Source organism: Rhizobium sp. Pop5, assembly GCF_024721175.1.
Taxonomy (GTDB): domain Bacteria; phylum Pseudomonadota; class Alphaproteobacteria; order Rhizobiales; family Rhizobiaceae; genus Rhizobium.
This window is the reverse complement of sequence record NZ_CP099398.1, coordinates 140536-154245: the sequence shown is the minus strand read 5'-3', so window position 1 is coordinate 154245 and position 13710 is coordinate 140536. Positions and strand designations below refer to the sequence as shown.

The following is a 13710-nucleotide window of genomic DNA, read 5'->3' as shown; positions in this document are numbered from 1 at the left end:
ATGCGAGTGCCGACCTTCCGGAATAGCCGCATGCTGGTTCCGAATGCCCTCTATCGCAACGCTGTCGGCATAAGTTTAGTCCGGAATACAAGGTGATACGATCGTGTCCCGGGAGGTGGTGTAGGTCGCGGCTGATGGCCGTGCTTTCCCGACATGGGTCGGAAGGGGATATCAGCGTGCCACAGCGGGGCAGGCTGATTTGGGGCTCATCTCATTTGGGCCATGGTCTCAAGCGTCATATACTTGGCGCGTTGAACGGCCCATTCGTCATTCTGTTCGAGCAGCAGTGCGCCGACGAGACGGACGATGGCTTCGTCGTTCGGAAAGATGCCGACGACCTCGGTGCGTCGCTTGATTTCGCCGTTGAGACGCTCAATTGGATTCGTCGAGTGCAGCTTTGCCCGGTGCTCTTTCGGGAAGGTCATGTAGGCGAGCACGTCCTCTTCAGCGTCGTCCATGATGGTGGCAAGCTTCGGCACTTTCGGCCTGATTTGATCGGCGACACTGCGCCATTGTGCGGCTTGCTGCCTCCGGGGTCTCCTGGGCAAAGGCCGTCGCGATGAAGGCGGATACGACCCGCCTGCCGCTCTTTCCAGCATGCGCGAGCACGTTCCTCATGAAGTGAACCCGGCACCTTTGCCAAGTGGCATTGAGAACCTTGGAAACGGCAGCCTTGATGCCCTCATGTGCATCAGAGACAACCAACTTCACCCCGCGTAGACCGCGGCGCGTTAGCCTGCGCAGGAATTCCGTCCAGATCGGTTCGGCCTCCGAGGTGCCAACTTCCATACCCAGGACCTCGCGCCGACCGTCGTTATTGACGCCGACCGCGATAATGACGGCGACTGAGACGATGCGGCCGCCACGCCGGACCTTGAGATAGGTCGCATCCACCACAGGTCGTCGACAGAACGAGTCGAGATTCCCTGGATATACGCTTCCTGGATAACGGCCGTCAGAGCTTTCTCTGCCATGCGGCGCGGTTCAAGGAAGCTCGGAAAGTAGCTGCCTTTGCGCAGCTTCGGAATGCGAAGCTCGACGGTGCCAGCCCGCGTCTCCCAATCGCGGTCACGGTAGCCATTGCGTTGAGTGAGCCGCATGGGGTTCTTCACACCGAAGTCAGCACCCGTAGCCGAGCCGACCTCCAACTCCATCAGCCGCTCGGCGGCAAAGCCAATCATCTCACGCAACAAATCTGCATCGGCACTCTTCTCAACAAGGGAGCGCACGTTCATCATGTCATTGGTCATCGGTGATCTTTCCGTCAGGTTGGTCTTGAACAACCCGACCCTAGCGGAAAACACTGATGGCCGCCCGCAAAGCCGATCACCCGCTACAGCGCAACGAGAAGCGCGCGGGCGCTCGGCTTTACTCCCTACCGTCACCTACGCCACGTACTGGGACACGATCGGTAAATGGCCAACGCGGTTGCTTTGTGATCAGCCGTTATCTTCGACGAACCGAATAGCGTCTTGCAAGAAGCTCCGGAAATAGTCAGGATTTTCGCACATCGGAAAGTGCCCAAGCCCCTCCATAACGACATGACGGCTGCCAGGAATGAGGGCCGCTAGCGCTGCTCCGTCTGCAGGCGTCGCAGAGTAGTCATAGGTCCCGGAGAGAAGAACGGTCGGTGTTCGCTTGGCATCAATCTTCGGACCGACGACGGCACCGTCGAACTCGTCGCTGTAGAACGAAAGATCGCCGGGATAAACTCCAGGAGCACCCTGCGAGTAGATCCAACTGGCGCGGCGTCGCTCTTCTTGCGGGCTGAGCGGGCTCATGATTCCGCGGACATAGGCTGAGTTATGAAGCGACCCATGAACGTTGACGTTGTGTTGAAAGGGGTTGCGACGGCCCTTTGACTTCAACGGCGGCTCGACCGCAATTACACCCATTAGACGTTCCGGTCGCTCCGCCGCCAGCACCATGCACATCGCCGCGCCCATAGATCCTCCAACGACGATAGCTCTGTCTCCGACGAGCTGGTCGAGTATCGCCGTGCACCAGGTCAGGTAGAGATCCGTTGTGAGTTGATAGGGCGAGCCGTCCCAAGTTAAAGGAGGCATCGAACGTCCGTGAAACGGCAGATCAACTGAGATCAATCGGTTCGTACGCGCAAACCCAGTGTCGGAGAGTTGCGGTAGAAACTGACGGCCGTCTGCGCCAGCCGTATGGAGGAAAAGGATAGGAGTTCCTGCACCGGCTTCCTCGTAAAAGATATCGTGTTCTACGCCGCCGACCTCTACCCGCTTATAGCGTCCGGTGACCTGTTCAATATTTCGATCGACCTTCGGCGCAACTAGGGGCGGAGACGCTACGACGATTTCGAACAGTCGCTCCAGAGCGGGACGCGCTTGAGCGATTGCTACGGGCGAACCAGATAACGTGAACTCAGGGTTAGCGAGTTGAAAGGCGGTGAACGAATGGTAGGTTGCCGGCGGCGGCACCTGCATAACCTTTTCCCAAGCTCCTTCTGGGGCACTCAGTATGACGTCAGCATTTTCGTCCGCGCCGTCCAGTGCGACTATCCCGCCTCCCACAGCAAGTGATGACTTTTCTGGTCCAACTTGCAACGAGATCCGTGTTGTAAGACCTGGGGTCAGTCGCGGTAGCTCCGGATCTTCGATCGCCAGGGTTACGCGTTTAATCAGCTCGGCATGGGCGCCCATACGTCCTCCCTAACAAAATGATGTTGTTGGGAAGCCGCACTTCCTGTGTCTCACCTCCCATAAGAGAGGTAAGCAGATTTTCAGACAATCTGTCAACCTTAGCCGTCGCCTGAACTTCGTTTTGTGGAACTACTCGGAGGTTTCGACGGGGTTCTTGCTCAAGTAGTCCAACGCCACCTTAGCCGCGATTTCGATATGGCGCTTGCAAAGCGCGGCTGCCCTGTCGCCATCACGCAACGCAATAGCGGCCGCAATCTCTCTTATTTCGAAAACGCTGTTCTGCAGCCGCCCTGGCTGGGTCATCGATGTCATCCGCAACAATGTGACCCGGTTGTGCAACGACGTGAGCATTTGCTTCACAAACACGTTCTTGCTGCCGGTCATCAAACAATCGTAAAAAGCGGTCTTGGCTTCGATGATCCGCGTTCCGGAACCGCTCTTGGCTGCGGCTTCGAACGCTTCCACGGTCTCGAGGAGAGCAACGATCTCTTCATTCGAACCGTTCTCGGCGAACTCCTGGCCGGCAAAGCTTTCAAGCAGCGCGCGTACACTATAAAGCTGCCTAGCCTCCTCGTAGCTGATAGTGCTGACAACCGGCCCCCGATGCGGATAGCTAGTAATAAGCCCTTCAGCTTCTAACTGGCGTAGCGCCTCGCGAACTGAAGTTCGGCCAACCCCGATAAGTTCGCACAACTCGCGCTCCACCAGCCGCTGCCCGGGCTTGAAACGGCCACTTGAAATAGCCTGCCGGAGCTTATCCTCAACAAGGATTCGAAGAGAGGCGTTTTGACGTCTAATCTGGAGGTCGATCGTTCCCATTCACAACAAACCTTCGATGAAATTTCTAGTGACGCACAGAATCAATATACTGCCGGAGCGTTTCGTAGGACAACCCGATTGTCTGCAAACAGCAAAAAATTTCAATCGGTTTATTGTGGGTCACAGGAGAACTCTAGCGAACTGGAGGTCTGGCGCAAGGGGAGAAAATTTCTGTAGCACCTCAGGGTCATGACCCGGAATGATGAGTCCGTTTGCTCCGGCAAGGACGCGGAGCTTGTTGTAACCCTCGATGACCTCTAGGTAATCTGCAAACAGGGGAAACGCGCCGTCATTTTCAAGATAGTGCTGGAAATGAAGCGCGTCGGAAGCGATAACCAGCAAAGCGCCGCCTGTTGCCACCGTAACAACTTGCAAACCTTTCGAGTGACCGCCAACCAGATGCACCCTGCATCCAGGAACAATTTCCCCATCCCCATCATGGAACCGTACCCGTGACTGAAAAACGAGCCGGACCGCGTCGACGACACCTTCTGTAGCAAAAGGCCGACGCATTCGCTCATGGCACATACACCGCCCCGTTCCATACGCCATCTCCCGATCCTGAATGTGAAAAGTGGCGTTAGGAAAGGCCGGGAGGTTTCCGGCGTGATCGTAGTGCAGGTGTGTCACAACGACATCAGTAATTTCGCTGGATTTGATGCCAAGGCTGCTCAGTGCTGCCACCGGATGGATCAAGAGGGTCCGCCCTCTGGCCGCGCCCTCTCCGGCTTCGAAACCAGTGTCAACAAGAATTAATCGGTCCTCGAGACGGATCAGCCACACGAAGTAGTCGATTTGTGATGGACGATCATGAATGTCATTCGTCTCTAGTATCAGGTCACTTACTGGTCTTTGCGCGGTGCCGTAATGGATGGCGAGCACTGTCCACTCGTTCAAGAGAATTCTCCCCGCCATCAGTCCATCAAGACTAGGTGTCGATTGATCTCGGCCCTGTCAAGACGGTCGAAAACCTCATTGATCTCATCAAGGGGGCCAGTGCTCGACAGCAATTTGTCCACTGGCAGCTTACCTTTGAGGTAAAGGTCGATATAGCGGGGTATGTCGCGCGATGGCACGCAGGAACCCATATAGCTGCCCTTGATCGTTCTCTCCTCTCCGACCAACGGCAAGGGCGAAACCTCGAAACGGGAATTTGCGCTGGCCAGTCCGGCCGTAGCGGTCATCCCTCCGCGCCGGGTAATCTCATATGCAAGCTCGAATGCCTTTTTGGATCCAGCCATCTCTATCGCGTAGTCTACCCCGCCGCTTGTCGCGCCTTTTACTTGGGCAACAATATTCGGCGAGGTGGCCAAAAAAGTCTTCGTCGCTCCCAGCTCCTTGGCAAGATCCAGCTTCGCTTGGATTAGGTCGATCGCCACGATATCGCTTGCACCGCTCGCAACAGCGCCAAGTATCGCCGAAAGGCCTACGCCGCCGAGCCCGATTACCGCCACACTACGGCCTGGGCGGACCCCACACGTGTTCATCACAGCTCCAACGCCGGTCATAACGGCACAGCCGAAGAGAGCAGCTGTCGCCAAATCGATATCTTTGGTCACTTTGACTACCGAGCTCGCCGACACGACAGCATATTCGGAAAACGCAGAAACGCCGCTATGGTGGTTAATTTCGTATCCTCTCAAACGGATGTGCTTGCCGCCGGATAGAAGCGTTCCTGCAGCATTGGCCTGGTAGCCCGGTTCGCAGAGGCTGGCGCGGCCTTCAGCGCAATATGAGCAATGGCCACAAACCGGCAGAAATGACATGACTACATGGTCACCAACCTCAACCTTCTCGACACTCGGTCCGATTGCTGCGACGACGCCAGATGCCTCATGGCCTAGAGCGACTGGAAGCGGACGCGGTCTGTCCCCATTGATTGCGGACAGGTCAGAGTGGCAGACACCGGCAGCCTTGATCTTGACCAACACCTCCATGGGGCCAGGCGGCGTCAGTTCCACAAGCTCAATCTTAAGAGGTTTCGAATTTGAATAGGGCTTCGGCAGACCCGACTCCCTGAGGATTACCGAACGCATCTGCATCTTTGAAATTCCTTATCGATGTGCAAGCAACTGCATTGGAGAGGGGATATAGCGGAATCCGTCTCCGTTTCGCACCACATGCCCGGCACCTGGCCATGCGAAGTGATAGGACATTACCGCAATGCGATCTGTCGCCAGCATATCAAGCACGCGCGTGCGGGATCTAGCTGACAGCTTCGGGTCCGTGTCGTATCGGAATTCCATCATCGGCCTCTCCATCAACAGGATATGATGGTGCGTAAGGTCGCCGAGAAAACAGAGGCGATCGTTTCCCGACTGCAGCATAAAACAATGATGACCGAGCGTGTGGCCGGGGGCCGAAATCGCGTGAACGCCCGGCAAGAACTCCTCGCCGTCTTTGAAAAAGAAGGTCCGATCCTTGTGGGGAAGCAGGTTTCGCCGAGCGTTATCGATTTGAAATTGAAATGAAGAATCGATCGACGACCCGTCCGTCCAGTCCGTGAAGTCTCGCTCACTGATGAAGATGTCGGCGTTCGGGAAATTTAACCTTCCATTGCCATCGCACAGACCGCCGATATGATCGATATGGGCGTGCGACAGAACCACCGCATCGATCTCCGTCGGATCTCGACCTGCCTCTCTCAGGCTGGCTAGGAGTCGACCTGTGGTGGGCCCGAAAGCTTTGGAAGACCCCATCCCGGTATCAAATAGAATTGTTCTTCCATTTATCTCAACAAGCGGCACGTTTTGCTCGAGTACAACTTTGTTCGTTGGCAGGAAATTGTCCTCTAGCATCAGGCTGACCGTGCGTGGCTCTACCCCCAAGAAGTTCAGGCGAGGATCTCCTAGCTCTAACGGCCCGTCGGACAGTACCGTGATTTTTCCATCGCCAAATTCGAACGGATAAAAATACGGAAGCTTGGCCAGGTGATGCATACTAAGAGACACTGATTTTCCTCCCATCAGGTGCTTGGCGACATTTTTGGCAGATTGTATGATAATCTGTCAAATATTTTTGAAGAAAGCCATATCGAGAGCGACTGCCTTGCTTTAGGAGCCGGTGTACCGCGTTTTCCCCGGCCTACCGAATGCCGCGCAGTAGGAGCAGAGCATTCGAGAATGCGGCTCGCGGGGCCGCACAACGCATGGTCGTTGACCCAGCGTTGCCCCCTGTTCCGCGAAAAACCGCAGACATTCAGAGATTGACGAGGCTCAAGTTGAGTTGTCTCACAGCGCGCACCGCATCACCGTCCATCAGACAGGTGACATTTTCCCTTATTCGCGCTCATCATCGCGAAGCGGCGTAACGATCTGAAACGAAGCCGGTGGCGGACGCGCGCACCCAAAGAGCGATCAATTCCATCTTCGGCAGGGCCTTGCTGTAAAAGAAGCCTTGCGCCGAACCGCATCCGTTCGCTGCGAGAAATGCTGCCTGCTCGGCGGTCTCAACACCTTCCGCCACCACGTCCTGCCCAAGACATTGTGCAATGGACAGAATCGCTTTGACCAATTCTTCGTTCCTTTTGTCCGAGCTATTTATGAATGACCGATCGATCTTCAGCGTGTCGATCGGGAAGCGGGCTAGATAGTTGAGCGCCGAGTAACCGGTGCCAAAATCATCGATAGCAATCGAAAATCCCATTTGACGCAGCTTAAGAAGCGTCTGCAGGGTCTCGCCCTTCCGATCGAGAAGCAGACTCTCCGTGATTTCGATTTCGATCCATTCCGCGCGGCAACCGGTTTCACCGAGGATTGCAGCGATCTCGTTTACCAACCGTGAGCATTGGAATTGCTTACCCGAAAGGTTGACTGCAATCTTGTGCAGGTGGTGGCAATCGGCGTTCAGCTCCTTCGCCGTCTTGCACGCTTCACGCAGCACCCATCGCCCGAGTTCAACGATCAGCCCGGTATCCTCAGCGACCGGAATGAATCGAACCGGCGGAATCATGCCCATCTCGGGATGAGGCCATCTCAACAACGCTTCCGATCCTATCATTACGCCGCTGTCCAGAAGCACCTTGGGCTGGTAGTGCAGCTCCAATTCTTCGCGCTCGATAGCGCGGCGCAATTCAGATTCCAACTGCATGCGCTCCTCCACGCCCACAGTCAAATCCTTCGAATAAAAGCGAAAACTGTTTCTCCCCGAGCGTTTGGCAAGATACATCGCAGAGTCGGCGTATTTCACCAGATCGTTGACATCTGTGCTGTCGTCGGGCGAGATCGCGATGCCTACACTGCATGACACGTAGACTTCCTTGCCATCCAATAGGAAAGATTCCTTGAATCTCTCGAGGATCGAGCACGCAACCCAATCGAGATCGTCGGTTGTCTGGATTTCCGGCAACAGAATCGCGAACTCGTCGCCGCCGAGACGCGCAACCGTGTCGAGATCGCGGACAGATTTCTTAAGCCGGGTAGCGACCTGGCAGAGTAGTTGATCACCCACAGGGTGACCCATCGTATCGTTCACGACTTTGAAATGGTCGATGTCAATCAGCATTACCCCTGTCCGCCGACGTTGAGACGACGCGTCACTGACGACCTTTTGCAATCGCTCGTTAAACAGCAAGCGGTTCGGCAAAGAAGTCACCGGATCGTAAAAGGCCATTTGCCTGATTTTTTCCCGCGAGGCGTTCAGTTCCGTGACATCGCGAGAGACCCCGAGGACTCCTGTAACCTCTCCCCCGGCGCCGAGGACCGCAAGTTTACGTGTTTCGAGAAGAATGGACTGACCGTTCTCCGGGGAAACCACCCAATTCTCGTCGATAAGTATGCCACCGGCTTCGATCGTGGCCTCATCAGATTTTCCGGAAATGTGAGCTCTCTCAGCCCCGAACAATTCAAGGTCCGTTTTTCCAACGACCTCCGCCTCCGATTTCCCGGTCAGCCGCTCAAATGCATGATTGCACAACAGGTGTACGCCATCGACATTCTTTACCCAAACCATGTCAGGAATGGTTTGCAGCACACTTAGCAATTGCGTCCGCACGGAGTTGATGGCGTCTTCCGCCTGCCTTCGTTCCGTGACATCACGCGAAAATGCCAGGAGCGTGGTGGCGGCGTCAGGATCGGCGCTTGGTCGTCTAGCCACCGACAACTCGAACCATCGGGTCTCGCCGTTTGGCAAGGATACGCTAATGCATCGACCGTAGGCAACTCCTTCACTGCTTGCAGTTCGAAGCGCCTCCATTGCAATAGCCGCTTGATCAGGCGCAAGAACTTGGTCGACCGTCCTACCCAGTAGCATTTCCCGCTGCTGGGCTAGTAGTTCGGGATTTCTGGTCCAGACCTGAAGATATCGCCCATCCTCGTCGACCTCAAACAGAACGTCTGGAATAGCGGTGACGATCCCTTGGGCTAGTTCGAGAGCGTTTTTGAGTTCCTGCTCCGCCAACTTGTGTTCGGTTATGTCGATGATAACGCCAATCAGACCCGCGGGCTCGTCGTCGTGACCTCTGAAAACTGCCTTGTTGCAGACAACATCCAGGATGGCGCCGTTTGCGAGAGCGATCTTACGCTCGGAGACTTGGGCTCCACCCCTTTCAAGAAGGCCTTTCTCTTCAATAGAATAAATTTCCGCCAGTTGCGTTGAACTGAGATCAAAATCTGTATTCCCGATGATCTCGTCGCGCGAGCGACCGAGGAGATCTTCGAAAACCTTGTTGCAACCGACATAGCGACCGTGCAGATCTTTGAAGAAAATTGGGAGGGGCAACACGCCGATCAATGCTTCAAGCAGCGCTCCTCGGTCGGCTGAGGTATCATGATGCAGCGCTTCGTCTCTCCGGCGATTGCGCCTTTTCTGAAAAAAGGAGCGTTGCCAAAGCGGTTGTAAAGTCGAATTCATCGTGAAGCTCCTTACCGAGGGCCAAGACAGATGCATCATCCATCCGATCAGGAATTCCGGGAACGCCACCCAAATCATTCGAGCAACAAATTGATGCAGATATGTCAGTAAGGCGTCGAACCGCGCGTCGGCCTGAGCCGGATAGTGCGGTCGGAAATGAACTTTGCTTTCACATTCGAAGCAACAACCTTCGCGGCAGCACGTAGATTGAAAGGCGCAATGAGTATGTTGTCCCGTTTGGCGAGAGGAGGGCCGGAGGAAGAATGCTACCGCGGAGCAAATATGTTCGTTGGAACCGGATCGCTTGTCTCATGTCTCCTGAGGCGACCCGGGCATTTCCCAATTTGAACTGTCATTCCTTAGCGCAGCCTACCTTGCACGAGAGCCGATCATGAAGGCACCGCATTCCACACAGACCCCGCATGCGATCTTCAATCGGCCGGCTTCCAGGAGAGCGGATCCGCTGGGTTATCGAAATATTTAGCAGCAGCGCTGGCAGACCACCAAGCTGTATTCTTCGGCTCGATCCAATCCTCAGAGTTAGGATCGCAATCAGCTGGCAAATCCGCCATTACATCCTCTATGGTACTGGGAATTGCTGGCCGCAGGATTGTCTGAATTTTGGGGCCCTGTCCCTCAAGAGTTCGCATCATTACGTCCCATACGAAACCCGCCTCAGAGCGCGGCGGCCAGAAATGAAAACTCTTGCTTACGAAGTCGGGGTTCCGTCGCCAGTAACAGGCTGCCGAAGCTTCGCCCCCTAGAACGATTGGGATCATGTCGCGCCCGGACTGGCGCACCGCGTTGATAACACCATTCTCAGCTCCCGACTGAACGATAATACCATCAATTCGACCGGGATTCGCTGCAAGGAATTTTTGCACCTCGGCCTGCGCGACCTTGTCTGTCCACTTCCCGTCGACATGACCTACGATCTTTATCTCGGGATAATACTCCAGAGCCTTCTTTGCGCCGACGTCAAAGCTGTCCGAGGAGGCAAAGCCGGAGATCCCCGAAACGAGAAGCACATTGCCACTTCCTTCGATTTCTTCAGCGAGCCACTTCGCCGCCTCAAACCCGCCTTGCATGTTGTTCTCAGTTGCGTTGACGGCGAACGGCGATGTTACGTAACCAGAGTACGAGAACACAGGCACTCCTTTTGAATACGCATACTCTATCGTAGGATTAAGCGCCGTGAGGTTCGAACAGCAGATAATAATTGCATCAACGCCGTCGTCTACCATCTGCCGCATCTGCCTGATCTGGACAGCGTCTTCAAGATTTGACTGGGTGACGATGAACTCGGAGACCAGCCCCGCTTTCTTGAAAGCTGGAACAATCTTGTTTGTGAACTCATCAAGAATACTCGCACGCCAAGAATTGTCAGCATATGTCGATGCGTACCCAATTTTCCACGGCGGTGCTCGCTGTGCCTTAAACGTGCGGAAGACAGATTCACCTGTAGGCAACTTTGGATCGAGCAACTCGTAGGTTTTTCGTTCCTCCCGCGGCAATTCCGTAAGGCCACCGGCGGCCGCTACAGAAGGGATCACCAAGCCGGTGATTAGAATAATGGCTCTTGTAATTTCACGTATGCGCACGGATTTGATACCTCTCGTGTCTCTGAGCATTGCAAAGCAGTTGATCTCTTGAAGGTTGATCGGCTCTAGGTGGGTTTTTTACAGTCAGACGGGCGGCGAAAGGGAGACCAAGAGCCTAAGGCCGGATTTCGCTTCCGTAAGCGGATTTCCCTTCAGTAGAACGCCGCTATCACAGTGGCCATCCGACGCGTGGCAGTCCCGTTCGATGCGTAGCTTACGCCACTAACCTAACCCGACGCGTCGACTTATCTTCGGTCAATTTGAATGAAGCGAGCCGCTCGCTGAGTTCGTTAGTCTGATCCGAGAGAGTCTTTGCCGCGGCATTTGTCTGCTCGGCCATGGCAGCGTTTTGTTGTGTTCCCTGGTCAAGTACATTGACGTTATTGTTGATCTCGGCGAGGGACGCCGCTTGCTCGCGGCTCGAATTGACGATTTGATCAATCCGATCGGAAATCTTCAAGATCGACGCCGTTATGTTGTGTAACGCCTCACCTGCTTTCCCCACGTAATCTGAGCCGATCGCCACCTCCGAAGAGGATTCCGAAATCAGGTGGCGAATCTCGCGGGCTGCAGCTGATGATTTCTGGGCAAGTTCGCGCACTTCCTGGGCTACGACTGCAAAACCCTTTCCGGCATCTCCAGCACGAGCCGCCTCGACACCAGCATTTAGTGCCAAAAGATTTGTCTGGAACGCAATCGTATCGATCAAACCAATGATTTGGCCGATCTTGTGGGACGCGTCTTCTATTCTGCCCATTGCGTTGATCGCATCGGTCACAATGGTTGCCGCACCCTCGGCGTGTTCTTTAACAACGGACACGAAAGCCTGGGTTTCATAGGCATTCTCGGATGATTTTCTGACCGTGACCGTCACCTGTTCGACGGCGGCCGCAGCCTCCTCCAGTGAGGCGGCTTGCAATTCAGTTCGCCGCGACAGATCATCTGAGGCTTTGAAAAGCTCGCTGGTTCCCCATTGAATTTGATTGGTATTCTCGTCGATATGAGACACTGTCTCTCTCAGGATCGAAAGCGAGTGATTGAAATCGCGCCTCAGCGGCTCAAGATTGGGATGGAATTGGCGGTCAATTTCTTGAGAGATGTCGCCACGCGCCAATCGAGATAACGCCTCTCCTAGAATGGTGACGGCAGTTGCGACCTCCTCCTCCATCTGAGCGCGTTCGCGTTCACGATCCATCCGCTCCTGTTCAACGGTTTTCCTATCGGCTTCCGTTCGTGTCTCGATGTCCATCTTCGAGACAGCATTTTCACGGAAAACCTCGAGTGCGCGAGCCATTTCACCTATTTCGTCTCTCCGGTCACGTCCGACAATCTGCGATCGAAGATCGCCCTTTGCCAGCTCTTGCATGCGCTTCGCGATCCGTTCGATCGGGGCGCGAAGTGTCGCCATCAGGCCGGCGCCAGCCGCCAAGGCTACCAAGACGCCGGACACTGTGGCGATAGTTGACAGCAAGCGGGCAAGATTGCTTTCATTGCGAGCATCGTTTTCCTGAGTTGCTGCAAAAGTTACGAGGTTTTTCCAGATCTCCTGACCGGTTTTGTCCGCCTCAGAATATTGCGCTTGGCGGGCTTCCGCTATCTTGACCAGCTTCTCTGTGTTCTCTTGGATAGAATCCACCTGGGCGAATAGATCTTCCTGCATTTTATCGAAGCCAGATATCGAGCTGGCAACGCCTCCAACTGCCACGGTGTCACGCGCCAATTTTGTAAGTTGCTCAACGAGGCGCTGCTGATTCTCTGCGTTGGCTGTACGGAACAGGTTATTGATTTCGATTTCGATCGAATCGGCGTCCTGGCCGATCGTTGTCGCCGTCGCAACAAGCATTTCGGAATCCGTCAACGCTTTATCCAACGCCCGGATCGCATTTGTTCCTTCAATCATGTGCTGGATCGCATCCACTCGCAGGTTCGTCGCAAAGCTCTGTAGGTCAGAGCCGGCAAGCCGTGTGGAAGGGTCGACAAATTCGGGGTTGGCGATTAGCTTGGCGATAGTCCTCTCAATTTTAGTAACGGCCTGCTCGTCAGCAGTCGAGACTACCCGCTTAACTGTTTTTAGCGACTTTTTGATCACAAGCCCTTGCTGGGCGACAGTCGGAGGCTGCTTCGCTCCGTCCGGCAAGCTCACCAAGTCTTCCGCCATGTGTTGCATAACTGATGCCGTATCGAGTGAGCGGGTAGCCTCCCGGAGCATGGTTTTCCCGGAGTTCTCCTGATTGCGTACTTGTGAGCGCACATCAACCGCAGCCAATTTAAGGGCGCCTCCGACCTCCTTGATCTTCGACAAGTTGGAAACAATGTCGCTGCGAACGGATTCCTCGTCATTATGCAAAGACCACATGCGGCCGATGCTGCCCGAGATAACGGACATTGCCGATACACTGTTTTCGAGCGCACCAGTTTCGCTCCCGCTACCTGCCGCCGCTTCCTGGAGCGACTGCATGGTTGCGCTCTGCCCGTTTAAACTTGTCAGCGCCTCATCTCGGTACTCCGTTGAGCTTTGCGCCAAAAAGCGGTTCATGCTTTCCGCGACACTTCGAAACCCGCTCAAGGTCTGAAGAACCTCATTTGAAAGCCGAAGACGAGACTGAAGCAAGCCAGTTGCTTTTAAGCCGACCCCACCAACTGCCGCCAATATCAGGATCAAGGGTACAAGTACCAATAACACCTTTGCTCTTATGGTAAAGGTGGATAACAGGCGATCGACGAACATACTTACCTCCAAAGGGCTCAAACGGTGCTGGGGCCTCGCTTTT

Annotated in this window: 8 protein-coding genes and 1 pseudogene; all 9 read right to left on the bottom strand. The window is 54.8% G+C overall.

What is annotated here, in order from left to right:
- Positions 1-212 precede the first annotated feature (212 nt).
- Positions 213-1250: pseudogene (locus tag NE852_RS00750) on the bottom strand (IS256 family transposase); the annotation flags it as partial.
- A gap of 189 nt (positions 1251-1439) precedes the next feature.
- Positions 1440-2669, bottom strand: coding sequence for an alpha/beta fold hydrolase (locus NE852_RS00745; protein ID WP_008534369.1), 1230 nt, complete (start codon positions 2667-2669; stop codon positions 1440-1442).
- 129 nt (positions 2670-2798) lie between these two features.
- Positions 2799-3488: a GntR family transcriptional regulator gene (locus tag NE852_RS00740; RefSeq protein WP_004673291.1), complete on the bottom strand. Its 690-nt coding sequence runs from the start codon at positions 3486-3488 to the stop codon at positions 2799-2801.
- Between the two features lie 120 nt (positions 3489-3608).
- The gene (locus NE852_RS00735; protein WP_018247149.1) at positions 3609-4403 is read right to left on the bottom strand and encodes an N-acyl homoserine lactonase family protein; all 795 of its coding nucleotides are present in this window, start codon (positions 4401-4403) and stop codon (positions 3609-3611) included.
- A complete protein-coding gene (locus tag NE852_RS00730; RefSeq protein ID WP_004673287.1) occupies positions 4403-5530 on the bottom strand; it encodes a zinc-dependent alcohol dehydrogenase family protein in 1128 nt (375 codons plus the stop codon). The genes NE852_RS00735 and NE852_RS00730 overlap by 1 nt, the downstream gene beginning before the upstream one ends.
- Positions 5531-5542: 12 nt before the next feature.
- Positions 5543-6427 (bottom strand): MBL fold metallo-hydrolase, encoded by an 885-nt coding sequence (locus tag NE852_RS00725; RefSeq protein ID WP_008534368.1) that lies wholly within the window; start codon positions 6425-6427, stop codon positions 5543-5545.
- Positions 6428-6779: 352 nt separating this feature from the next.
- Positions 6780-9338 (bottom strand): EAL domain-containing protein, encoded by a 2559-nt coding sequence (locus NE852_RS00720; protein WP_004673285.1) that lies wholly within the window; start codon positions 9336-9338, stop codon positions 6780-6782.
- Positions 9339-9769: 431 nt separating this feature from the next.
- Entirely contained in the window at positions 9770-10969 is a 1200-nt protein-coding gene (locus tag NE852_RS00715; RefSeq protein ID WP_008534366.1) for an ABC transporter substrate-binding protein, read from the bottom strand.
- 184 nt (positions 10970-11153) lie between these two features.
- Entirely contained in the window at positions 11154-13667 is a 2514-nt protein-coding gene (locus tag NE852_RS00710; protein WP_008534365.1) for a methyl-accepting chemotaxis protein, read from the bottom strand.
- Positions 13668-13710: the final 43 nt, after the last annotated feature.